This window comes from Streptomyces sp. NBC_00316 (assembly GCF_036158715.1).
Lineage (GTDB): Bacteria > Actinomycetota > Actinomycetes > Streptomycetales > Streptomycetaceae > Streptomyces.
Genome location: NZ_CP108023.1, coordinates 7893280 through 7915991, shown reverse-complemented (window position 1 = coordinate 7915991; position 22712 = coordinate 7893280). Strand labels below are relative to the sequence as shown.

18 protein-coding genes and 1 pseudogene are annotated in these 22712 nt (G+C 69.5%); 6 read left to right on the top strand and 13 right to left on the bottom strand.

Annotation, left to right across the window (positions count from 1 at the left end):
- Positions 1 to 262 precede the first annotated feature (262 nt).
- Positions 263 to 460, bottom strand: coding sequence for a hypothetical protein (locus OG878_RS35225; protein ID WP_328890520.1), 198 nt, complete (start codon positions 458 to 460; stop codon positions 263 to 265).
- Between the two features lie 158 nt (positions 461 to 618).
- Between OG878_RS35225 and OG878_RS35220 the strand changes: the two genes are divergently transcribed.
- Positions 619 to 1128 (top strand): excalibur calcium-binding domain-containing protein, encoded by a 510-nt coding sequence (locus OG878_RS35220; protein ID WP_328890519.1) that lies wholly within the window; start codon positions 619 to 621, stop codon positions 1126 to 1128.
- Between the two features lie 364 nt (positions 1129 to 1492).
- Here OG878_RS35220 and OG878_RS35215 read toward each other — a convergent pair whose 3' ends face one another.
- From OG878_RS35215 to OG878_RS35205, 3 genes are read right to left on the bottom strand one after another with little or no spacing between them, the layout of a single operon-like run.
- Positions 1493 to 2419, bottom strand: coding sequence for a carbohydrate ABC transporter permease (locus OG878_RS35215; RefSeq protein WP_328890518.1), 927 nt, complete (start codon positions 2417 to 2419; stop codon positions 1493 to 1495).
- Positions 2416 to 3330: a carbohydrate ABC transporter permease gene (locus tag OG878_RS35210; protein WP_328890517.1), complete on the bottom strand. Its 915-nt coding sequence runs from the start codon at positions 3328 to 3330 to the stop codon at positions 2416 to 2418. Before OG878_RS35210 ends, OG878_RS35215 begins: the two co-directional genes overlap by 4 nt.
- Positions 3331 to 3346: 16 nt before the next feature.
- Positions 3347 to 4636 (bottom strand): ABC transporter substrate-binding protein, encoded by a 1290-nt coding sequence (locus OG878_RS35205; protein ID WP_328890516.1) that lies wholly within the window; start codon positions 4634 to 4636, stop codon positions 3347 to 3349.
- A 267-nt stretch (positions 4637 to 4903) separates the two neighbouring features.
- Here OG878_RS35205 and OG878_RS35200 point away from each other — a divergent pair, with 267 nt between their 5' ends.
- Positions 4904 to 6940 (top strand): NPCBM/NEW2 domain-containing protein, encoded by a 2037-nt coding sequence (locus tag OG878_RS35200; protein ID WP_328890515.1) that lies wholly within the window; start codon positions 4904 to 4906, stop codon positions 6938 to 6940.
- A gap of 293 nt (positions 6941 to 7233) precedes the next feature.
- Here OG878_RS35200 and OG878_RS35195 read toward each other — a convergent pair whose 3' ends face one another.
- Together OG878_RS35195 and OG878_RS35190 are read right to left on the bottom strand one after the other, a co-directional pair.
- Positions 7234 to 10968 carry a tetratricopeptide repeat protein gene (locus OG878_RS35195; RefSeq protein WP_328890514.1) on the bottom strand — a complete coding sequence of 1245 codons (3735 nt, stop codon included), beginning with the start codon at positions 10966 to 10968 and terminating at the stop codon, positions 7234 to 7236.
- Positions 10965 to 11384 carry a hypothetical protein gene (locus OG878_RS35190; protein WP_328890513.1) on the bottom strand — a complete coding sequence of 140 codons (420 nt, stop codon included), beginning with the start codon at positions 11382 to 11384 and terminating at the stop codon, positions 10965 to 10967. The genes OG878_RS35195 and OG878_RS35190 overlap by 4 nt, the downstream gene beginning before the upstream one ends.
- A gap of 117 nt (positions 11385 to 11501) precedes the next feature.
- Here OG878_RS35190 and OG878_RS35180 point away from each other — a divergent pair.
- Both OG878_RS35180 and OG878_RS35175 read left to right on the top strand, forming a co-directional pair.
- Positions 11502 to 12353: pseudogene (locus tag OG878_RS35180) on the top strand (PP2C family protein-serine/threonine phosphatase); the annotation flags it as partial.
- A gap of 402 nt (positions 12354 to 12755) precedes the next feature.
- A complete protein-coding gene (locus OG878_RS35175; protein WP_328890512.1) occupies positions 12756 to 12920 on the top strand; it encodes a hypothetical protein in 165 nt (54 codons plus the stop codon).
- Positions 12921 to 13033: 113 nt separating this feature from the next.
- Here the strand turns inward: OG878_RS35175 and OG878_RS35170 are convergent, their stop codons facing one another.
- Positions 13034 to 13999 (bottom strand): ROK family protein, encoded by a 966-nt coding sequence (locus tag OG878_RS35170; RefSeq protein ID WP_328891485.1) that lies wholly within the window; start codon positions 13997 to 13999, stop codon positions 13034 to 13036.
- Between the two features lie 182 nt (positions 14000 to 14181).
- Here OG878_RS35170 and OG878_RS35165 point away from each other — a divergent pair, with 182 nt between their 5' ends.
- Positions 14182 to 15210, top strand: a complete 1029-nt coding sequence (locus OG878_RS35165; RefSeq protein WP_328890511.1) for a LacI family DNA-binding transcriptional regulator — start codon at positions 14182 to 14184, stop codon at positions 15208 to 15210.
- A gap of 27 nt (positions 15211 to 15237) precedes the next feature.
- On the opposite strand, the gene OG878_RS35160 is transcribed toward OG878_RS35165, so the two are convergent.
- Positions 15238 to 16230 (bottom strand): ArsR/SmtB family transcription factor, encoded by a 993-nt coding sequence (locus OG878_RS35160; protein WP_328890510.1) that lies wholly within the window; start codon positions 16228 to 16230, stop codon positions 15238 to 15240.
- A 100-nt stretch (positions 16231 to 16330) separates the two neighbouring features.
- Here OG878_RS35160 and OG878_RS35155 point away from each other — a divergent pair, with 100 nt between their 5' ends.
- Positions 16331 to 17521, top strand: a complete 1191-nt coding sequence (locus OG878_RS35155; RefSeq protein ID WP_328890509.1) for an MFS transporter — start codon at positions 16331 to 16333, stop codon at positions 17519 to 17521.
- 493 nt (positions 17522 to 18014) lie between these two features.
- Here the strand turns inward: OG878_RS35155 and OG878_RS35150 are convergent, their stop codons facing one another.
- From OG878_RS35150 to OG878_RS35130, 5 genes are all read right to left on the bottom strand, one after another.
- Positions 18015 to 19313 carry a DUF6986 family protein gene (locus tag OG878_RS35150; RefSeq protein ID WP_328890508.1) on the bottom strand — a complete coding sequence of 433 codons (1299 nt, stop codon included), beginning with the start codon at positions 19311 to 19313 and terminating at the stop codon, positions 18015 to 18017.
- Between the two features lie 173 nt (positions 19314 to 19486).
- On the bottom strand, positions 19487 to 20449 hold the full coding sequence (locus OG878_RS35145; protein WP_328890507.1) for an electron transfer flavoprotein subunit alpha/FixB family protein: 963 nt from the start codon (positions 20447 to 20449) through the stop codon (positions 19487 to 19489).
- A gap of 93 nt (positions 20450 to 20542) precedes the next feature.
- Positions 20543 to 21328 carry an electron transfer flavoprotein subunit beta/FixA family protein gene (locus tag OG878_RS35140; RefSeq protein WP_328890506.1) on the bottom strand — a complete coding sequence of 262 codons (786 nt, stop codon included), beginning with the start codon at positions 21326 to 21328 and terminating at the stop codon, positions 20543 to 20545.
- A gap of 201 nt (positions 21329 to 21529) precedes the next feature.
- The gene (locus OG878_RS35135) at positions 21530 to 22036 is read right to left on the bottom strand and encodes a flavin reductase family protein (RefSeq protein ID WP_328890505.1); all 507 of its coding nucleotides are present in this window, start codon (positions 22034 to 22036) and stop codon (positions 21530 to 21532) included.
- A 196-nt stretch (positions 22037 to 22232) separates the two neighbouring features.
- Positions 22233 to 22559, bottom strand: coding sequence for a TlpA family protein disulfide reductase (locus OG878_RS35130; protein WP_328890504.1), 327 nt, complete (start codon positions 22557 to 22559; stop codon positions 22233 to 22235).
- Positions 22560 to 22712: the final 153 nt, after the last annotated feature.

Here is a 22712-nt window from a genome sequence, read left to right as displayed (position 1 = left end):
GTTCGAGGTCGGGGGGTGCGCGACACCCATGGGTCATGGCTGTCAACTCCCTTGGCAGCAACAGAAATTCCGGTCCTGCTCGGCGGCGTGGTAGCCGGTGCCGTACACGTCGTCAAGGGTCAGCAGTGACGGCAGCAGGGCCGAGTCGTCGCCGACCGGGCCCAGCCCGGCGGTTGACAGGATCTGCTCGCACGGATCGACGATTCGATCGGCACAACGTGCTGGCCCGTCATGGTCAGGTCCAGGTCTTCGATGGATCGGTCTACGACTTGGACGGCGCCGGAATGGGCCCGCCCTCGAGGTAGACGCGCTGGCGCTGGTGGAAACGTCCGGCGGCTTTCAGCGCCTGCTCGAACTCGTCGCGGATGGCCTGGTCGCCGAAGAGGTCGGCAGTGCGGTCGGGGACGTTGAGCGTGGTCCCTCTTTCTGTCGGCCCCGCGCCGAATCCAGCTCGGGACACGGGGTGGCATCTCTGAACATTTCACGAAGTGTCGTAGACCACATCGCCTTCACTCCTCCACGATTCGGTCACAACTGCATCACTACCGGAGCATCTGACTCCCTCGCCTCGGACGGCGTCGCTACGGTCATCCCTCCACGAACTTCTCAGGGGGACACATGTCGCATAATCCGCCGCCGCAGCAGCCTCCTTGGGGGCAGCCGCCGGAGCCTGCCGGCTCCAACCCGTATGTCGTTCCCGGGCCGGTCGGGGGACGGCCGAAGTGGACGCGGAAGCGGGTTCTGTTCCCTGCGGCCGGGCTGCTGTTCTTCATTGGTGTCGGCATCGGCGGCTCCGGCGACAGCACGAAGACTGAAGAGGTCGCCAGCGCGAAGGCCGCGCCTGCGGCAACCGTGACGACGACCGAGACGGCTGAGCCCGAGCCCGCCGTCACCGAGACTGTCACCGCCAGTCCGAAGCCTGTGCCCACCGTGACGAAGACGAAGACCGTCAAGGTCACCGTCGCGCCCGACGGTGGCGACGAGTCCAGGTCGGGCGGCGGCAGTGAGTCGACGTACTACGCGAACTGCTCGGCGGTGAGGGCTGCTGGTGCCGCACCCATCCACGCGGGAGACCCCGGCTACGGGCGCCACCTCGACCGCGACGGAGACGGAGTGGGCTGCGAGTAGGCGGCACCGGGCCTGCCGCCCGGCTTCTCGCTGGCACGCCGCCGCCTGACAGCTGCTCAGGGCGTCAGAACACAGCGATGCCCCCACTGTCCCAGAAGGGCAGTGGGGGCATTCACGATCACTCTGCTTCGTCGACGGGCGGCAGGTCCAGTTCAACGAACATGTCTGTGTGTTGCGGCCGCGGCGGCGGTTCGTCCACACGTGGCGGCGGGTTGTCAGCCATCGAGTCTCCTGTACATGGCGGTTGCCGCAAGAGCTCCGAATGGCCTGGATCCCCCAAGACCGGGCCACTCCTGACGGAGTACCAGCAACTCACACGCTCCTGGCAGAGGCGAGCACGTGACCACAGTTGCACAGGTCGCCGCTACCCCTTGCTCGACCCCAGCGTGAGCCCCGCGATGAAGTGGCGCTGCAGCAGCAGGAAGACCACGAGCGTCGGCAGGGCGACGATCACCGAGCCCGCGGCCAGGAGGTTGTAGTCGGTGAAGAACTGGCCGCGCAGGTTGTTGAGGGCCGAGGTGATGGGGAGCTTGTCGCCGTCGGAGACGAAGACCAGGGCCCAGAGGAAGTCGTTGTACATCCAGGTGAACTGGAGCGTGCCGAGCGCGGCGAGGGCCGGGCGGCACAGCGGCAGGGTGATCCGCCAGTACTGCGTCCAGACGCCCGCGCCGTCGACGATGGCGGCTTCCAGGATCTCCTGCGGCAGGGTACGCATGAAGTTGGCGAGGACGAACACGCAGAAGCCGATCTGGAAGCCGATCTGCACGACGACGACAGCCCAGTACGAGTCGTACATCGTCATCGAGTCGGACATCCAGTAGGGCAGCGGGATGCGGTTGAACACCACGTACAGGGGCGTCACGATCACCTGCTGGGGCAGCAGGTTTCCGGCGGTGAAGAGCATCAGCAGGACGATCCCGCCGCGCATCTTCAACCGGGCCAGCGCGAAGGCCACGAACGAGGCGAGGAAGAGAGTGACGAGCACCCCGGGCACGGCGATGATCATCGTGTTGACGAAGTACTTCGTCATGCCGGAGTCGGTGAACGCCTGCCGGTAGTAGTCGAAGGAGAGATGCTTCGGCAGCGAGAAGTAGCCGTACCGGGAGGTCTCGTCGTACGGCCGCAGCGAGGCGTACACCGCCAGCAGCAGCGGGGCGAGGAAGGCGAGCGAGACCGCCATCAGGAAGGCGTGCACGCCGAGCCGGCCGGGGCGGAGCCCGCGGCGCCCGGTGACGGACGTCGGGGGCGCGGGCTGCGCGGCGGGGCGGGCGGGGGCGGTGTCGACGGTCATCGGTTCTTCTCCCCTCGTAGCTCCTGGACCAGGTACGTCACGACGAATCCGAGGGAGACAGTCAGCAGGACGACGGCGATGGCGGAGCCGAAGCCGACGCGGCTGGCCTCGCCGATGATGTTGTCGGTGACGAGCACGGAGAGCAGTTCGAGTCCGTTGCGGCCGTGGTTGACGGCGTACACGATGTCGAAGGCGCGCAGGGATTCGATGACGGTGATGACGCCGACGATGACGTTGACCGGTCGCAGTGTGGGGAAGACGATGCGGAAGAACGTCTGGGCCTCGCTCGCTCCGTCGATGGCGGCGGCTTCCTTCAGCGAGGGGTCGACGGCCTTGAGCCCTGCGAGGTAGAGGATCATCACATAGCCGGTGTGCCGCCAGGCAGCGGCGAGCAGGACCATCCAGATGTTGAGGTCCGGGTCACCGAGCCAGTCGGTGGGCGACTTGGTGTCCCCGATGATCGCGTTGAGGGCTCCCTGGTCGCGGGAGAAGATCAGCTGCGCGATGAAGCCGACCACGGCGAGCGACAGCACGACCGGCATGTACAGCGTCGACTGGTAGAAGCGGCTGAAGCGCACACCCCGGTCGATCAGTACGGCCAGGAGCAGCCCGAAGGGCGCGGCGACGAAGCCGAGGAAGGCCAGCCAGAGCAGGTTGTGCCGGGCGGCGGGCCAGAACTGCGGGTAGTTCGTGAAGAGGTTCACGTAGTTGCGCGTACCGACCCACTGGATGTCGCCGATCCCGTCCCAGCTGGTGAAGGAGAGTACGACGGAGGCAAGGGTCGGGCCCCACACGACGGCGATGTCGAGCAGGACGGGTATGCCGAGCAGCAGACCGATGACGACGAGGTCGCGGCCGGTGAATCGCCGCGGGCCCCGCCGTTCGGTGCGCCGCTCCGAGAGGAACGACACGGTCGGTACTCCAGGTTCAGTCGGAGGCGAAGATGGTCTTCTTCTGCCGCTCGATGTCGTTGACCAGGCCGTCCACATCGTTCGGGGTGCTGATGAACTTCTGGATGGCCGGGATCATCACGGTCGAGGCGAAGTCCGGCCGGGTGTCGCGGTCGAGGAACTGTGAAATCTGCTTGGCACCGGAGACGAGTTCCACGGCCTTCTTCTGGAGCGCGGAGTACTGGGAGGTGTCGGCCTGGTCATTGACCGCGATGTTGTTGGGGTCGCTCTTGAGGTAGATGTCCTCGGCCTTGCCGGTGGCCAGCCACTTCAGGAGGTCCTTGGCGCTCTCCACGTTCTTCTTGTTCTTGAGGTTCTTGGACTTCTTCGCCAGCAGGAAGCCGTCGATGGGGGCCTCGACCGCGTCCTGGCCGTGCTCCGGGTTGATGACCGGGAACGGGAAGAAGTCGATGTCCTCCTGCTCGCCCTTCGGGAACTGGGCACCGGGGTGGGGCAACCCGAAGACCGCCATGCCGGCATCCTTCTTCTGCAGGCTGGTCGCGGCCTCCTGCCAGGTACGCCCGTTGGCGCCCGGCTGGCAGTACGGGAGGAGGCGGCGCCAGGTGTCGAAGACCTCCCTGACCCGCTTGTCCGTCCAGGCGGCCTCGCCGGCCATCAGGCTCTTGTGGAACTCGTAGCCGTTGGTCCGCATGTTGATGTAGTCGAAGGTGCCCATGGCGGGCCAGCCGTCCTTGTCGCAGAACGCGATGGGGTCGAGCTTGTCCTTCTTCATCTGCTTCGCGAGCGCCACGTACTCGTCGAGCGTCTTGGGTGCCTGGTAACCCCGGTCGGCGAAGAGGCTTTTGCGGTGGAAGACGGCCCACGGGTAGTAGTAGTACGGCGTGAGGTACTGCTTGCCGTCCTCGCCGGTGGACTGGGCCTTCAGCGCGTCCGAGAATCCCTCGTAGTGCTGCCAGTTGTCGCTGATGTCGTACAACAGGCCCTTCTTGGCGAAGAACTGCATCCGGTAGCCGGCGAACCACATGAAGACATCGTCCGGGTTGCCCTGCAGGTACTTGTTGATGTTTTCCTGGAAGGTGTTGTGGTCGACGGTGTTCACCGCGATCTTGCGCCCCCCCGACTGCGCCTCGTACGCCTTGAACGCCTCGGCGAAGGCCTTCTTCGGAATGGGGTCGGACGAATTCGACCCCATGTGGATCATCTTGCCGTCGCCACCGGGGCCGCTGCCGCATGCGGTGAGCAGCGAAGGCAGCGTGATCGCGCCTGCTCCCACTGCCGCACCACGCAACAGGCTTCGCCGGGACATCCGATGTCCTGCCACACTGCCTGGCACGCCTGAACTGTCGTACGAAGAGTGCGCCACGGCCCCTCCTTCGGGATGTCAACCCAACACAACCGAACGTGCGATTGGATCTCACCCCCAAGTCCTGAAGCCGTCAAGGGTTTTGACGAGATACCGAATAACCGTTACCACCCCCCTTCCAACAGACTTCAACACGCTCTAACGTAATCGCGCACGAATGGCGTGCGCATGACGTCATCCGATCTGGCACGAGTACGGAGGAATGCAACGATGCGTCATCTTCCAACCCGTACAACCCGCACTGTCCGCAGGAGAGTCATCGGAGCGCTGACCGCCGGACTGCTCTGCGCGGCGGGAGCGGCCGCTCCCGCCGTCGCGGACTCACCGGTTCCTGCGGAGACGCCCGCCCCGCAGTCCGACAACGGTCTTGCGCTCACCCCGCCGATGGGGTTCAACAACTGGAACTCGACCCACTGCCGGGCCGAGTTCAACGAGTCGATGGTCAAGGGCATCGCCGACATCTTCGTGGAGAAGGGCCTCAAGGACGCCGGCTATCAGTACGTCAACCTCGACGACTGCTGGGCGAAGCCGCAGCGCAACGCGGACGGCAAGCTGGAAGCCGACCCGGTGCGCTTCCCGAACGGCATCAAGGCCGTCGCGGACTATGTCCACTCCAAGGGGCTCAAGCTCGGTATCTACACCAGCGCGGGCACGAAGACGTGCGACAGCGTCGGCCTGCCCGGTGCGCTCGGCCATGAGTACAGCGATGCGCAGCAGTTCGCGGACTGGGGCGTCGACTATCTCAAGTACGACAACTGCAACAACCAGGGCGTCGACGCGAAGCTGCGCTACACGACCATGCGTGACGCACTGGAGGCCACCGGCCGTCCCATCGTCTACAGCATCTGCGAATGGGGCCAGAACAAGCCCTGGGAGTGGGCGGCCGGCGTCGGCAACCTCTGGCGCACCACGGGCGACATCAGCGACAGCTGGGGCAGCATGCTGTCGATCATGAAGCAGAACCTGCCGCTCGCCTCCGCCGCCGGACCGGGACACTGGAACGACCCGGACATGCTGGAGGTCGGCAACGGCGGAATGACGGACACCGAGTACCGCACCCACTTCTCCATGTGGTCCGTGATGGCGGCGCCGCTGCTGATCGGTTCCGATCTGCGCAAGGCAACCCCGGAGACCTTCGAGATCCTCTCCAACGACGAGGTCATCGCCGTCGACCAGGACCCGCTGGGCAAGCAGGGCACCGTGCTCTCGTCGACCGCCGGACGCTGGGTCGTCGCCAAGGAGATGCAGGACGGCAGCCGGGTCGTGGCGCTCTTCAACGAGACCGGCAGCGCTCAGCGCATCTCGACGACGGCGCAGGAGGCGGGTCTGCCGGAGGCCGCCGCGTACACGATGCGCGACCTGTGGGAGCACACGACGTACAACACGGCGGGCGGCATCTCGGCGACCGTCCCGGCGCACGGCACCGTACTGCTGCGCGTCGCCGCCGACCGCAGGTGGGCCGCACACCCGCCGGCCGTGGAACTCGGGCTGACCGGAAGCCCGTTGGTCGAAGCGGACCGCAGCGCCGCGCTGACGACGACGGTCACCGATCTGGGCCGTACACCCGCCAAGAGCGTCTCCGCGGCACTCACCGGCCCGTCCGGCTGGCGGATCAAGGCCCTGTCCCCCACCGGGTCGCACGTCGTGCCCACCGGCAGGGCACTGACGACACGCTGGGAGGTGACGCCTCCCGCGGGCACGGCCACCGGTACGTACGATCTGACGCTCTCCGCCCGGTACCGCTCACCGGCCGGGACGCGTGTACGGTCCTCGGTCCCGTTTAGTGCCCATGTGGTGGTGGCGCCACCGGCGGGCGACAGCTATCTGAGCGATCTGCCGCAACTGTCCGCGGCCAACGGCTACGGCCCGGTCGAGAAGGACACCAGCAACGGTGAGAGCGCTGCGGGCGACGGTCATCCGCTGACCATCGGCGGCGCGGTCTTCACCAAGGGGCTCGGGGTGCACGCGGACAGCGCCGTCGAGTTCTACGCGGGCGGCGCGTGCAGCGCCGTGACCGCGCAGGTCGGCGTCGACGACGAGAAGGGCGCCAAGGGAACCGTGGCGTTCGAGATCTGGGCGGACGGTACGAAGGTGGCGTCGACCGGAGTGCTGACCAATGCGATGGCCGCACAGCCGATCACGGCGGATGTGAGCGGTGCGCAGGTGGTGCGGCTGGTGGTCACCGACGGGGGGGACGGGGTCGACTCCGACCACGCGGACTGGGCGGACCTGCGGATCGGCTGCTGATCAGGACCCGCGACCCCGGCCCGAGCGCGGACGCCCGCCCCGGGAGTGCACAACCCGGGGCGGGCCGGGATGGTCCGGCCGACCGAGACAGGCCGGGCGCGGGGCCGGTGGCGGTGCGAGCCCGGCCCGTAGCTGGACTCGCACCGCCCGGCCGGGTCCGCCGCTGGGCCGTCCCGCTACCGGAAGGGCGCCCCACGTTCGGGTGGGGCGCCCTTGCGGCGTCAGGAGACGGGCGGAGACGAGGACGGTCAGGCCGTTCTGGCCCGCAGCTCTGTGCGTAACGGTTGCCGGGGTCATTCCGGTTGCTCGGAAGAAGCTGAGGGGCACTGACGACCAAGGGCGGTTGCCGAGGTTGCCGTATCTGGTTGCTGTACGGTCTCGACGGCTTTGCGGGCGCGAGCGAGGTTGCTGCGGCTGGTCAACGTACGAGGGTCGGTCTCGCCCAGTACCCGCTCGCGCTGAGCGAGGGTAGCCTCGAACAGCGGAATGGCGCGCTCCAGATCCCCCGCCGCCCGGTAGGCGCCGGCCAGGTTGCTGCGGCTGGTCAAGGTGTCGGGGTGGGTCTCGCCGAGCACCTGCTCGCGCTGGGCGAGGGCGGCCTCGTAGAGCACGATCGCCCGCTCCAGATCCCCCGCATCCTCATAGGCAATGGCGAGGTTGTTGCGACTGGCCAGGGTGTCGGGGTGAGTCTCGCCCAGTACCCGCTCGCGCTGGACGAGTGCGGCCTCGAACAGCGGAACGGCGCGCTCCAGATCCCCCGCCGCCCGGTAGGCACCGGCCAAGTTGCTGCGGCTGGTCAAAGTGTCGGGGTGGGTCTCGCCGAGCACCTGCTCGCGCTGAGCGAGGGCGGCCTCGAACAGCACGATCGCCCGCTCCAGATCCCCCGCATCCTCATAGGCAATGGCCAGGTTGCTGCGGCTGGTCAATGTACCGGGGTGGATGTCGCCCAGTACCTGCTCGCGCTGGGCGAGTGCGGCCTCGAACAGCGGAACGGCGCGCTTCAGATCCCCCGCCGCCCGGTAGGCACCGGCCAAGTTGCTGCGGCTGGTCAAAGTGTCGGGGTGGGTCTCGCCGAGCACCTGCTCGCGCTGGACGAGGGCGGCCTCGAACAGCGGAACGGCGCGCCCCAGATCCCCCGCCGCCCGGTAGGCACCGGCCAAGTTGCTGCGGCTGGTCAAAGTGTCGGGGTGGGTCTCGCCGAGCACCTGCTCGCGCTGGGCAAGGACGGCCTCGAACAGCACGATCGCCCGCTCCAGATCCCCCGCCGATTTATAGGCGCCCGCAAGGTTGACACGGCTGATCAACGTACGAGGGTGGGTGTCACCCAGTACCTGCTCACGCTGGGCGAGAGTGGACTCGAACAGCGGAATAGCGCGCTCCAGATCCCCCGCCTCCTCGTAGGCAAGAGCCAGGCTGCTGCGGCTGGCCAGGGTGTCGGGGTGGGTGTCGCCCAGTACCTGCTCGCGCTGAGCGACGATGGCCTCGAACAATGGAATGGCTCGCCCCAGATCCCCCGCAGCCCGGTAGGCACCGGCCAGGCTGCTGCGGCTGGTCAACGTACGGGGGTGGGTGTCACCCAGTACCCGCTCGCGCTCAGCGAGGATGGCCTCGAACAACGGAATGGCCCGCCCCAGATCCCCCACCGCCCGGTAGGCGCGAGCCAGGCTGCTGCGGCTGGTCAACGTACGGGGGTGGGTGTCACCCAGTACCCGCTCGCGCTCAGCGAGGATGGCCTCGAACAACGGAATGGCCCGCCCCAGATCCCCCGCATCCTCGTAGGCAAGGGCGAGGTTGTTGCGGCTGGCCAGGGTGTCGGGGTGGGTGTCACCCAGTACCCGCTCCTGTCGGGTGAGGGTGGCCTCGGACAGCGCGATGGCCCGCTCCAGATCCCCCACCCCCCGGTAGGCGCCGGCCAGGTTGCTGCGGCTGGTCAACGTACGGGGGTGGGTGTCACCCAGTACCCGCTCGTACTGGGCGAGGGCGGCCTCGAACAGCGGAATGGCGCGCTCCAGATCCCCCGCCGCCTCGTAGGCAAGGGCGAGGTTGCTGCGGCTGGTCAGGGCGTCGGGGTGGGTTTCGCCGAGTACCTGCTCGCGCTGAACGAGGGTGGACTCGCACAGCGGAATGGCGCGCTCCAGATCCCCCGCCGCCATGTAGGCGAGGGCGAGGTTGTTGCGGGTGTTCAAGGTGAATCGGTGGGCGTCACCCAACTCCTGCTCGCGCTGGGCGAGGGTGGACTCGAACAGCGGAATGGCCCGCTCCAGATCCCCCGCCTCCTCGTAGGCAAGGCCCAGACTGTTGCGGCTGATCAGGGTGTCGGGGTGGGTGTCACCCAGTACCCGCTCCTGCTGGGTGAGGGTGGCCTCGTAGAGCGCGATGGCGCGCTCCAGATCCCCCGCTTCCTCGTAGGCCGCGGCCAGGTTGATGCGGCTGATCAGGGTGTCGGGGTGGGTGTCACCCAGTACCCGCTCCCGCTGAGCGAGGGTGGCCTCGTAGAGCGCGATGGCCCGCTCCAGATCCCCCGCCGATTTATAGGCGCCTGCCAGGCTGTTGCGTCTGATGAGGGTGGAGGGGTCGGCGTCACCCAGCGCCTGCTCGGACTGCGCAAGGACAGCTACGCGAAGCGGGATGGAATGAGCATCGCGGCCCTGCCGGAACAGATATTGGGCGGCAGCCCGGTGAATGCCGACGCTCTGGGGTGAGGCAGGGTGGCTCAGCGATGTGGATTCGGCCAGGGCGAAGATATGGGGGAGCAAACGCTCCCACCGCGTGTTCGCCTCCGTGGCACGATCGTCGCCGTCAGGAATGGCCTGCTTGAGAACCTGTTCGGCCTCCTGCCGGCCCGGGGCGGCGCTGCTGGGATCAGCCGTGGCGCGGGTACGCAGCACCATCTGCACCAGGCGGTGCACGGTGATGGCTTGGCGGTCGGCGGTGAAGGCGATCATGTTGTAGGCGTGGAGCACGCCCAGCGCGTCGCCCAGGGCGATGGGGTCGGTGGCCAGCGGAGCGAGGAGACTCCGAGGGATGTCATCAGGGGCCAGCCAGGCGATCGTGTGCAGCAGCTTGAGGGCCAGCGGGTCACGGCCTTCGACCGCGGTCAGGGTGTGGAGCCAGATGCGGGCGATGGTGCGTTCCGGGGCGGTGCCGTCAGCCGTCCTGTCGAGGACCCGTCCCAGCAACTGACGGTATAGGCCCAGATCGGTGCCGGTCTGGTACAGGTAGGCGCCCACTTGCTCCAGAGCCAACGGCAGATACCCGAGCTCGGCGGCCAGATCATCGGCCTGGCGTCGCTGTTCCGGGGTGGGGGACTGTCCTTGTCCGAGGGCGAGTGTGCAGAGCAGGTCCGCTGACGCGTCCGGGTCCATCAGACCCAAAATCATGGTCGGGGCGACGGTGTGCCAGCCGGTTGCCTTGCGGCTGGTAGCCAGGTGATGGCCGTCCGCCAGCGCGCCAAGGTAGTGGCGCAGGTCCGTTGGGTCCTCAACGTTGTCGAAGATCAGCAGCCAGCCCGGGTGCCATTGGAGCCAGACGATCGCCCATGCCGCGCGGTCCTCCACTCCCACCGCTGCCGCCCATTGCGGGCACAGCCTCATTGCCAGCGCGGCCAGACTCGTAACGATCTGTTCGGTGGACTCAGCAGTGATCCACCACACCAGCGTGTACTTCGACCGGTACTCATAGGCATAGTGCAGCGCGAGAGAGCTCTTCCCGATCCCGCCGAGCCCGTGGATGGCCCGCGCCCCGGAGGGGGCTTGAGTCACCGCGGCCTCACCGCCCCGGGCCAGCAGCCCCCGTAGGCGCTTCAGCTCCTGGTCCCGGCCCACGAACACCCCGGACGCCGATCCCGGCAGATTCGCTGCCCCCGGCGGCGCGCTCACCTCCCGCGCCCAGCGCACCGCCTCCGGCGGCAGCATCACAACCCGGGCGCCATCACCCGTGATCGCTACTTCGATGCTGCCGGCGGCCGCGACCGATCGCGGACCCGAGGCCTGTGGCCCGCCTGCCGCAGCCGGGTCATCACTGCTCACGGCCTGAGCGTGGCGTTGTCACCGGTGACCGCGGTACCGATCGTCTGGGCCGCGATGGAGCGCTCACCCGACGCGGTCACTGTCACCGGCCCACCCGCAGCCGGCAGCAACTCGGCCAGTTCCCGCAGCAACTCGGCGTCCTCGCGTACCGCACGCCTGATCTGTTGCCGCAGTGCTGCAGCTGCGTCCTCATCGTCGGTTGCCTCGGCCGCGTCCTGCACAGCCGCCTCCAGTTCGGCACGCCCCTGCTCGCCCCGACGACGCCACACCGACTGCAGTATGCGCCGCCCGACGTTTGCGGTCGCGTCGACCGCAGCGTTCTCGGTCCGGGTCAACACTCCTGCGCCATAGGCCCCCAGGGCTGCTGTCAGGTACGGGCCCGCCTGCCCCATGAACTGAACGATCTCCGCACTCATCCCCAACTCCTTGGCCTGCGGGTCTGCTTGTACCGCAATCTCAGCGTACGGAAACGCCACTCCTCGCAGGCCGGAAACGCCACAAGCAGCCGGCTCGGTCCCCGCTGTCCAGGCACTCCGTACGGCCCGCGTCTCCTGCTCGGTGATGTCCAGGGCAAGGGCCTGGGCGCGGTCGCCGTGGCATCCGTGCTGCTCGGCACCTTCCGCGAGTCCGGCTACCACGAACCGGACCTGGCCACCGTCGCGGAGCGGCTGGAGATCCGCATACGCCGCCACCACTCCCACATGGCGCGGATCCAGGCGGCCCGCGACCGCAGCGGTGTATACGACGGCACGCACGACAACCCGTACGACAGCCAGTCCCAGGACGACACGTTGGGCGCAGCGAACGCCGGATACGACGCTGCGCAGACCGACGATGATGCCGCCGGAACCGACGCCTCGCTCGACAGCGAGCGTTTCGCCACAGCGGTCCTGGTCGACTTCCCGCCGTCGACCCAGGACACGGACCCACACAAAAGTTCGGGCCTTCGGTACGGACCGCCGGCCTTCGGCGGGGGCATCCATGTCGTCAATGTCGGCCATGATCCCCCGCTGGTGGTGAGTCCTTCCGGCGTGCGCGAACTCCCGCCGGGCGACGGGCTGCCGCTCGGTATGGGCAATCTGGCAGGCGTGAGGCCGCAGCTGCAACACGCGCCCCTCGCGCTCGACGAGACACTGCTGCTGTTCACCGATGGAGTGACGGAGGCACGCGACGCCGACGGCGCGTTCTTTCCGCTGCGCGAGCAGATCGCCGCGGCGCTGGCCGACGATCCCGGCGTGGCGGAGCCGGTGCGACTGGTCCAGCTGATCCGGGACGCGACGCTGCGGCACACCGGCGGCCAGCTGGCCGACGACACCACGGTGTTCGCGGTCCGCTACGCCACGACCGCGGGCCGCGCAGCCCAGCGTCTGCGGCGTGATCTCTAGGACCTCTCGTTTGGATCACGCTGGGCTCGCGGGGTCCGGCACGCACATCTGCCGCGTTGTCGTCAGTCATCCCCCAGCTCTCGGCTTCGCTCGAGCAGGGGGACCCCATACGCTCCGCGTCGGCTCCTTCCTCCGCCTTGCAGCTGCACGCACCGGACCACGCTCCCTGATCCAGCCCGATCCAAACGAAAGGCCCCACACCTGTAGGACGGGTCGGGTACGACATCAATGATGCCGATTGGGCACGTGGGACCGGCTCTGTCTTGAGGAGTCAGGCCTCACGAGCGGCGACGGATCACCACATGCCGACTCGCCAGGACGCTCGGCCATCAGAACCGCCCGGCGTCGAAGGCTTCGGCTGCTTCCGACGCGTTCGGCCTGCTCGTCGCCACGGTGGCCGGGTTGCTGGTGGCACCGGGTCGGCTGGGTGTCTCCGTCGCGGCGGTCGTGGGTGTGACGGCAGTGCCGGTCCTGCTGCTGACCCGCAGCTTCTTCACCCCGCGGCCTGAGCGCACCACGGCCGCCCGTACGGAAGGAGCGGTGCCGGCCGCCGACGCCGCAGGCTGATTCCGCCCCGGCTGGTCTGGAAGGGGCTCGGAGATGAGCCGATGGTGGTTCACCCCGTCTCCCCTCGCCGCCACGCCGTCGCGACCGCCCCTGCTACGGCTGACGGACCCCGTTCAGCCGCTCAGTACCGCCGCGGCCGTCGCCCCGCCCGGCTTGACCACCGAGGCCGCGGCCGCGGCGCCCACCAGGCCGGCGTCATTGCCCATCACCGCAGGGGCCACCGTGAGGTGCTGGACGAAGGAGAGGGTGGCGTAGCTGCGCAGGGCGCGGCGCAGTGGGGTGAAGAGGACGTCGCCCGCGCCGGCCACTCCCCCGCCGATCACGGCGATGTCGATCTCGACGAGCGTGGCCGTGGCGGCGATTCCGGCGGCCAGCGCCTGGGCGGCGCGCTCGAACGAGGCGAGGGCGACCGGATGCCCGGCCCGGGCGGCGGCGGCCACGGCGGCAGCGGTGGTGTCGCCGTCCGGGCCGGGCTGCCAGCCGTTCTGGAGGGCGCGCCGCGCGATGTTGGGACCGCTGGCGATCCGCTCGACACAGCCGCGCGAACCGCACGGGCACGCGTCGCCGTCCAGATCCACGCTGATATGACCGATGTGACCGGCGTTGCCGGTGGGGCCGGTGTGCAGCTTGCCGCCGAGGACCAGGCCGCCGCCCACCCCGGTCGACACGACCAGGCACAGCGCGTTGTCGTAGCCACGGGCCGCACCCAGCCAGTGCTCGGCCGCGGTCATCGCGACCCCGTCGCCGACCAGCTCGACGGGCAACCCGCCGACGGCCCTCCGTACCCGCTCCACCAGCGGGAAGTCCCGCCAGCCGGGGACATTGACGGGGCTGACCGTCCCCGCCGATGCGTCCACCGGTCCCGCGCTGCCGATGCCGACGGCGGTCGCCCGGCCCCACAGCGGCGATGCGGTCAGCTCGGCCAGCACGTCCGCCACCGCGCCCATCACCGTCTCGCCGCTCTCCCGGGCGGGCGTCGGCCGCTGCGCCCGTACGAGAAGAGCACCGGAGCCGTCGACCAGGGCGCCGGCGATCTTGGTGCCGCCGATGTCGAGCGCGGCGACGAGGTCGGTATGCATCGGTGTGGGCTCCGGATGGGTGAGGGGCGGGACCTGCATCTTCACTGCATGGTCTGCATAGTCTCCATTCCGCTGACAACGTTGTCCAGGGCCTATGCTCGACGCCACAGCTTCCGGCCGTTCCACAGCACCCGCCTGCGGGCCGTCCGGACAGCCCGCACCCGACGACAGGAACGTGCACCGTGGCCGAGACCGCCCGTCACTCCGAGCCCCGATACGGCAACCGGCCGACCATGAAAGACGTGGCGGCCCGCGCCGGGGTGGGCCTCAAGACGGTCTCCCGCGTGGTCAACAGCGAGCCCGGCGTCACCCCGGACACGGAGCGTCGGGTCCAGGAGGCGATCGAGGCCCTCGGTTTCCGCCGCAACGACAGCGCGCGCGTGCTCCGCAAGGGCCGTACCGCCTCCATCGGCCTGGTCCTGGAGGATCTGGCCGACCCGTTCTACGGCCCGCTGAGCCGCGCCGTGGAGGAGGTCGCCCGCGCGCACGGCGCCCTGCTCATCAACGGGTCGAGCGCCGAGGACCCGGAACGTGAGCAGGAGCTCGTGCTCGCGCTGTGCGCCCGCCGGGTGGACGGGCTGATCGTGATCCCGGCCGGCGACGACCACCGCTATCTGGAACCCGAGATAAAGGCGGGCATCGCGACCGTCTTCGTGGACCGCCCGGCGGGCCGGATCGACGCCGACATCGTCCTCTCCGACAGCTTCGGCGGCGCCCGCGAGGGGGTCGCCCATCTGATCGCGCACGGCCACCGCAGGATCGGCTTCATCGGTGACCAGCCGCGTATCCACACCGCCACCGAGCGGTTGCGCGGCTATCACGCCGCGATGGTGGACGCCGGGATCACCGTCCAGGACTCCTGGGTGTCTCTCGGCCCGACCGACCCGGAGCGGGTCGCTGCGGCCGCCGAGGCGATGCTGTCCGGCCCCGAACCCGTCACCGCCCTGTTCTCGGGCAACAACCGTGTGACGGTCACGGCGGTCCGCGTGCTGGCGAACCGGGAGCGCCCGGTCGCCCTGGTGGGCTTCGACGACATCGAGCTCGCCGATCTGCTGGGCATCACGGTCATCTCCCAGGACGCCGCGGCCGTGGGCCGGACGGCGGCCGAGCACCTCTTCCGCCGGCTGGACGGTGCGGACGACGCCCCGGCGCGGGTGGAACTGCCGACATCCCTCATCGCCCGCGGTTCCGGCGAACTGCCGCCGGCCTGAGCCGGGGCGTCGGCGGACGGGGCTCGATCAGCTGCCGGCGGGCGTCAGCAGCGCGTCCGCGACGGACGTGCGCGCGTAGAGGACCGAGCGTCCGGCCCGGTGGGCGGTGACCAGGCCCGCGTTCCGCAGGGCGGTGAGGTGCTGGGAGACCCCGGCCGCGGACAGTCCCGAGCGCTGGGCGAGCGCGGTGGTCGAGGCCGGAATGTCGAGCTCGGCAAGGAGCAGGGTGCGGGAGCGGCCCAGGACGGCGGCGACCGCCTCGGCGGCAACCGGGCTCCGCGGCTCCCAGAGGGTGCCGATACCCCGTGCCGGATAGGCGAGTTGGGGCGGGTCCGGCGCCACCGAGCGGGTCAGCACCCGCGGCCAGGCGAACACGGAAGGCACCAGCAGCAGCCCCGCGCCCGCGTCGTCGCGGGTCAGACCGCAGTGCCGGCGGACCAGACGCAGACTGCTCTCGTCCCAACGCACCGACTCGTGCAGCTCGTTGAGGACCTGAGCGGCCCCGAGCTCGGCCACCTGCCGGGCCCGGCGGAACACGTCGGCTTCGAGCACCCGGCGGATCCGGGCCCAGTAGGGCGCGAGCGCCAGCTCCCAGTAGGTCTCGATCTCCGCGGCGACCTTCTTCAGCGCTGCTTCCGGGGCTTCGCCCAGCAGCCTGAGCCGCGCGGACCCGCTGATGTCCCGCTCGGCGCCGAGCCGTTCGAGATCGGTCCGTACCCGCTCGGGAGCCGTCTGCCGGATCGCCTCCCGCTCGCCGTCGAGTTCCGGGAACGGGGCGAGGGGTGTCGGGTTGAGGAAGTCCGCGAGGTAGCCGCCGGCTGGAATCAGTTCGGCGAGCCACCCGCGGTCGAGCCCCGCCTCCAGCAGTCGGGGCCGCACCTGCGCGGCCCAGCGCCGGTGCAGCAGCGGCTCGGCCTCGGCCCGCAGCAGTCTGAAGCTCGTGACGACCTCCCACATCGGGGAGATGGCGAACCGGGTCTGCGCCAGGTCCGCGGTGGAGAAGCTCAGTTCCGACTCCATGTGCCCCCGCCCGTCCGGAAGTTCTGAGCCGACCCCTCGTCGGATTCGGTCCCAGCTTAATCAATGGCCCTGCGTGGCGGTCGGGCCGCACGCTCCTCGCATGTTCTCCACCTTTCGCGGTCTGCCGCCCACGGTCTGGACCCTCTTCGCCGGCACGATCGTCAACCGGCTCGGGTATCTCGTCACTCCGTTCCTGGTGTTCTTCCTGGCCGCACGCGGCGTCACCGGCCCCCAGACCTCGTACGTCCTCGGTGCCCTGGGGGCGGGCAACCTGCTCGGACCGGCGATCGGCGGGCTGCTGGCCGACCGGATCGGCCGCCGCCCGACGATGCTCATCGGCCTCCTCGGCGCATCCGCAGCGCAGGGGGCTCTCTTCCTGGCACCGGGCGTACTGACGATGGCCGGCGCCGCACTGCTGCTCAGCGCGACCGGCGCGATGATCAGCCCGGCCGTGTACGCGCTGATGGCCGACTCCGTGGACGCGGAGCGACGACGGCGTGCGTACGCCCTGTTCGGCTGGGGCATCAACATCGGTACGGCGGCGGCAGGCGTCCTCGGCGGCTTCCTCGCCGCACACGGCTACTGGCTGCTCTTCGCGGTCGACGCCGGGACCATGCTGGTGTACGCCGCCGTCGTCGCCACCCGGGTGAGCGAGACCCTGCCGGCGGAGGGTGAGGCCGGGGAGCGCGACGGCGTCGGATACGGCGTCGTCCTGCATGACCGGCTGATGCTCGCACTGCTCCCGCTGTTCGGGGTCCAGCTCTTCGTCTACTCGCTGACCGAGGTCGCTCTGCCGCTCGCCATCCACGACAGTGCGCTCTCCCCCGCGGTCTACGGGGCGATGGCGGCGGTCAACGCGGTACTCGTGGTGGTCGTCCAGCCATTCGCGACAGCCCGGCTCGCCAGACTGCCGCAGATTCCGGTCCTCGCCGCGGGCAGCGTTCTGATCGCCGCGGGTGTGGCGCTCACGGGTGTCGCGGACAGTGTCATGGGCTACACGCTGTCGGTGGTCGTGTGGTCCGTGGGCGAGGCGTGCGTGTCCGGGATCGCCTCGGCCATCGTCGCCAACCTCGCCCCGGCCCACGCGCGCGGCCGCTACCAGGGGGCGTTCCAGTGGACCTGGGGGGTCTCCCGGTTCGCCGCCCTCACCCTGGGCGTCACTCTCTACACGGCTCTCGGCCCGGCCGTGCTCTGGTGGACGGCGCTGCTCGCCGGTGTCCTCTGCTCCGTCATGCCGCTCGCCCTGGCGGGCCGCGTCACCCGCCGCGTGGACCACACGCTGGCGGCCTGAGCCATCGGCCATGCCCGCGTACGGCGCGGCGCCGGCTCCCGGCCGCGCCGGACGGGCACGGCCGAGGGACCCTCGCAAACCGCTTGTCGTGTCTGTCGTAGGGTCATCAGGAATGCGCCATGCCTGCCACCGACGACGACGGGGACGCCGTCGCCCCCTTCTTCTAAGGCCGTTGGGACGCCGCAGCCCGGGCACACGCCCCGGCCGACGTCGAGCAGATCAACTTCGGGGCCGCGGACGTCCATGCCTCCCCCGGCGCCTTCGGCCCCGGGGCAGCCCGCGACGCCCTCGCCGCGTGGGACGCCCGGGTCCTGGTGCTCGCGGGCGAGTGGGACAGCGGACCGCTGCCTCCTATCGCGGCCACCGTCGCAGGGCTGTTCCCCAGGACCGAACCGACCGTTCAACCGGGCGCCGGCCACTTCCCGTGGCTCGACGCTCCCCTCCGCTTCCGGCAGGCCGTGGAAACCTTCCTGCAGGGGTGACGGGGCGAGTCTTACGGCGCCGTGACCGTCAGGCCCCCGCGCCGCGGCGAGGCGAAGGCGTCCAGGTCCGCATGGGTCAGTCCGGTCAGGCGGGCGACCTCGGCGGTGTCCAGGGCACCGCAGTCGATACCGCGCAGCAGGTAGCCGCTGAGGGCCTTGGCGGTGGCGGGTTCGTCCATGACGTCGCCGGCGGCCTTGGCCACGTATGCCGCGAGGCGCGCGGCGGCCTGTTCCAGGCCCTCGCGGTAGAAGGTGTAGACGGCTGCGTAACGGGTCGGCAGATGCCCCGGGTGCATGTCCCATCCCTGGTAGTAGGCGCGGGCCAGGGCGCGGCGGGTGAGGCCGTAGTGGAGCCGCCAGGCCTCGTGGACCCGGTGGGTGGGGCCGACCGGGAGGACGTTGGTCGAGCCGTCCGACACGCGCACGCCGGTGCCGGCAGCGGCCACCTGCATGACGGCCTTGGCGTGGTCGGCGGCCGGGTGGTCGCTGGCTTGGTAGGCGGCACTCACACCGACGCAGGCGCTGTAGTCGAAGGTGCCGTAGTGCAGGCCGGTCGCGCGGCCCCGGGCGGCGTCGATCATGCGGGCCACGGCTGCGGTGCCGTCGGCGGCGAGGATCGACTGGCTGGTCTCGATCTGGATCTCGAACCCGAGCCGGCCCGACGGCAGACCGTGGGCCTGTTCGAAGGCTTCGAGGAGGCGGACGAAGGCGGTGACCTGTTCGGGGTACGTCACCTTGGGCAGGGTGAGGACCAGCCCGTCGGGGAGGCCGCCCGCCTGCATCAGGCCGGTGAGGAAGATGTCCGTGGTGCGGATGCCCCGGTCGCGCACGGCGGCTTCCATGCACTTCATCCGGATGCCCATGTACGGGGCCGCCGTGCCGTTCCTGTACGCCTCCGAGACCAGCCGGGCGGCGCGGGCCGCGGCCTCGTCCTCCTCGGCGTCGGGGCGGAGGCCGTAGCCGTCCTCGAAATCGATCCGCAGGTCCTCGACGGGCTCGCGGCTCAGCTTGGCCCGCACGCGGTCGTGGACGGGCGCGGCAAGCTCCTCCGGGATGCCGAGAACGGCGGCGAACGAGGCCGCGTCGGGGGCGTGTTCGTCGAGGGCCTTCAGCGCCCGGTCGCCCCAGGAGCGGATGGTGCCGGCGGTGAAGACGTCACCAGGGACGTAGACCGTGTGGACGGGCTGACGGGTGCCGGGGTCTCCGGGGTAACGGCGGGCGAGCTCGGCGTCCACCGCGGTGAGGGAGGCGCTGATCTCCTCACTGACCGCACCGGCGAGGCTCGTTGCCACCTTCTCCTGCTGACCCATGTCGGCACCCTCCACGCTCACACTGCTTCCGCTTTCCGGAATCATTAATCCGCATGGTGAAGCTATAAGGCGGTCGCATCTGCGTCAATGGTGATCGGAAACGGTCCGGGGCCGCGCGGTGAGAACACACCGCGCGGCCCCGGCCGCCGGAACAGCAATCAGTCCCCGGAGGGTCAGCCCTTGCGGGTGTTGACTTCTTCGGTGAGCTGGGGGACGACCTGGAAGAGGTCGCCGACGATGCCGTAGTCGACGAGGTCGAAGATCGGGGCCTCGGCGTCCTTGTTGATCGCGACGATGGTCTTGGAGGTCTGCATCCCGGCCCGGTGCTGGATCGCGCCGGAGATCCCGGACGCGATGTACAGCTGCGGGGAGACGGACTTACCGGTCTGGCCGACCTGGTTGGAGTGCGGGTACCAGCCGGCGTCGACCGCGGCACGCGAGGCACCGACCGCCGCGCCGAGGGAGTCGGCGAGCGCCTCGATGAGGTGGAAGTTCTCCGCACCGTTGACCCCGCGGCCACCGGAGACCACGATCGCGGCCTCGGTCAGTTCCGGGCGCCCGGTCGACTCGCGCGGGGTCCGCGACAGCACCTTCGTGCCGGTCGCCTGCGCACCGAAGGTGACGGCGAGGGTCTCGACCGCACCGGCGGCCGGGGCCGCCTCGACCGGCGCCGAGTTCGGCTTGACCGTGATGACCGGAGTACCGCGCGAGACCCGGGACTTCGTGGTGAACGACGCGGCGAACGCGGACTGCGTGGCGACCGGGCCCTGCTCACCGGCCTCCAGATCGACGGCGTCGGTGATGATCCCGGAACCGATCCGGACCGCGAGACGCGCCGCGATCTCCTTGCCCTCCGCCGACGAGGGGACCAGCACCGCTGCCGGCGACACCGCCTCCACAGCGGCCTGCAGCGCATCGACCTTCGGCACGACCAGATAGTCGGCGAACTCCGCCGCCTCCGCGGTCAGGACCTTCACCGCACCGTGCTCGGCCAGCACCGACGCCGTCGCGGCGGCACCGGCACCCAGAGCAACAGCGACCGGCTCACCGATCCGACGCGCCAGCGTCAACAGCTCCAGCGTGGGCTTGCGGACGGCACCGTCCACGTGGTCGACATAGACGAGAACTTCAGCCATGACAATGCTCTCCTGCGAGTTGCGAAGAAACGAGGAACGGATGGGAATGACAACCCGCGGGCCCCGGACGAACTCCCGGCCCGCCACAGCCGCCTAGATGAACTTCTGGCCCGCCAGGAACTCGGCGAGCTGCTTGCCGCCCTCGCCCTCGTCCTTGACGATCGTGCCCGCCGTGCGAGCCGGACGCTGCGCCGCGGAATCCACCGCGGTCCACGCACCCGCCAGACCGACCTCGTCCGCGTCGATCTCCAGATCCTCCAGATCCAGGGACTCGACCGGCTTCTTCTTCGCCGCCATGATCCCCTTGAACGACGGATACCGCGCCTCACCGGACTGGTCCGTCACCGACACCACCGCCGGCAACGACGCCTGCAGCTGCTCGGACGCACTGTCACCGTCCCGACGCCCGGTCACCGTGCCGTCCTCGACCTTCACCTCGGACAACAACGTCACCTGCGGAACACCCAGACGCTCCGCCAGCACCGCCGGCAGCACCCCCATCGTCCCGTCCGTCGACGCCATCCCACACACGACCAGGTCGTAACCCGTCTTCTCGATCGCCTTCGCCAGCACCAGCGACGTACCGATCACATCACTGCCATGCAGATCGTCGTCCTCGACATGAACGGCCTTGTCCGCACCCATCGACAACGCCTTGCGCAACGCGTCCTTGGCATCCTCCGGACCCACCGTCAACACGGTGATCTCCGCATCGTCCGCCTCGTCCGCGATCTGCAGCGCCTGCTCCACCGCATACTCGTCCAGCTCCGACAACAGACCGTCGACATCCTCACGGTCCAGCGTCAGATCATCGGCGAAATGCCGGTCGCCGGTGGCGTCGGGCACGTACTTCACACAGACAACGATCCTCAAGCTCACGCCGGCTCTCCTACTGCATCGTCATTTCTGGGCTGCCTTGTTGCACGCAGCATAGGCGCCTGATGGGGCGGTTTCCGGTCGGGGCGACCGGCGCTCCGAGGGAAATATTACTAAGCAGTACACCCAGTACGTGCCCCATAAGCAAGCGCTTGGAACTGTGACCTAGCCAACGCACCGTAGCCAAGTGCCACCTGGGTGTTCTCAGTCCCGGAGCGCCGTGAAACGGCCCTGGTGATAGACGAGCGGGCGGCCTCCGCCGGCCGGATCGCCGACCACAGCCTGCGCGATCACGATGCGGTGATCACCGGCCGGGATCCGCGCCACCACGCGGCAGACCAGCCAGGCAAGCACTCCGCCGAGCAGCGGCACGCCCTCGGGTCCGTTACGCCAGTCGGTGGACGGCCCGAAGCGGTCGGCCCCGCTGCGCGCGAACGTGGCGGCCAACGCCTGCTGGTGCTCGCCGAGTAGGTGGACGCCGATGTGTTCGGCCTCCGCCACGACCGGCCAGCTGGAGGACGCGGTCCCCACGCCGAAGGAGATCAGCGGCGGCTCGGCGGCGACGGAGTTCAGGGAGGTGGCGGTGAAGCCGACCGGCCGGTCACCGGCGGCGGTGATCACGGCCACACCGGCGGCGTGCTGCCGGAAGACGGAACGGAGGAGATCGGGGGATGCCGTGCAGGCGGTGCCGAGCTCGGGCGAAGCCGTCATGGAGATGTCCTTCTGCGAGGGGGGCGTACGCGGCCGTGGGTGCTCAGACACCCGGACAGCGCGCACTCGCGTTGCGGGCCAGGTCCACATGAACCCGGCCGTAGAGAAGGAGTTCCGGCGGCATAGCGTCAGACTGACGATGCGTGGTGGGTGCAGTCAAGAGGGTTCCGCAATGTGGGAGATGCATCACGGTGCGTCACATTGCGCGCCCCAGTGCCGCGACCACATCCACCGTGCGCGGCTGTCCGACCGCTCGGCGGACGATCCGGCCGGCTGCGTCGAGTACGAGCACCGTCGGCGTGCGGCTGATGCCGAGTTCGCGCACGAGAGTGAGATGCGCCTCGGCGTCGATCTCGACGTGAGCGACGCCGTCGACCATACCCGCTACCTCGACAAGGGTGCGGCGAGTGGCCCGGCAGGGCTGGCAGAAGGCGCTGGAGAACTGCACGAGGGTCGCCCTCTCCCCCAATTCCGCGCCGAGTTGGGCCGCGTCCAGCCTTCTCGTGCCTGTCTGCCCGTCCACCTTCGGCCTCCTGTCAGAGCTCTTCGCACAGGGTGAGCGCCCCGGCGCGCGATGACATTCCCGAAGCTTCCACGTGACGAGAATCTCGCGCCCCGCGCCCGCCGAGACTGGCCAGGGCGACGCGCATGGGGGACGATCGGCCCAATGCCGAAA

What these genes read in the sequence shown, in the direction of transcription:
- OG878_RS35155 (WP_328890509.1), top strand. Translation starts at nt 16,331, where the DNA reads ATGTTCTCCACCTTTCGCGGTCTGCCGCCCACGGTCTGGACCCTCTTC.
- OG878_RS35200 (WP_328890515.1), top strand. Translation starts at nt 4,904, where the DNA reads ATGCGTCATCTTCCAACCCGTACAACCCGCACTGTCCGCAGGAGAGTC.
- OG878_RS35215 (WP_328890518.1), bottom strand. Translation starts at nt 2,419, where the DNA reads ATGACCGTCGACACCGCCCCCGCCCGCCCCGCCGCGCAGCCCGCGCCC.
- OG878_RS35135 (WP_328890505.1), bottom strand. Translation starts at nt 22,036, where the DNA reads ATGACGGCTTCGCCCGAGCTCGGCACCGCCTGCACGGCATCCCCCGAT.
- OG878_RS35145 (WP_328890507.1), bottom strand. Translation starts at nt 20,449, where the DNA reads ATGGCTGAAGTTCTCGTCTATGTCGACCACGTGGACGGTGCCGTCCGC.
- OG878_RS35190 (WP_328890513.1), bottom strand. Translation starts at nt 11,384, where the DNA reads ATGAGTGCGGAGATCGTTCAGTTCATGGGGCAGGCGGGCCCGTACCTG.
- OG878_RS35150 (WP_328890508.1), bottom strand. Translation starts at nt 19,313, where the DNA reads ATGGGTCAGCAGGAGAAGGTGGCAACGAGCCTCGCCGGTGCGGTCAGT.
- OG878_RS35220 (WP_328890519.1), top strand. Translation starts at nt 619, where the DNA reads ATGTCGCATAATCCGCCGCCGCAGCAGCCTCCTTGGGGGCAGCCGCCG.
- OG878_RS35160 (WP_328890510.1), bottom strand. Translation starts at nt 16,230, where the DNA reads ATGGAGTCGGAACTGAGCTTCTCCACCGCGGACCTGGCGCAGACCCGG.
- OG878_RS35205 (WP_328890516.1), bottom strand. Translation starts at nt 4,636, where the DNA reads ATGTCCCGGCGAAGCCTGTTGCGTGGTGCGGCAGTGGGAGCAGGCGCG.
- OG878_RS35170 (WP_328891485.1), bottom strand. Translation starts at nt 13,999, where the DNA reads ATGCATACCGACCTCGTCGCCGCGCTCGACATCGGCGGCACCAAGATC.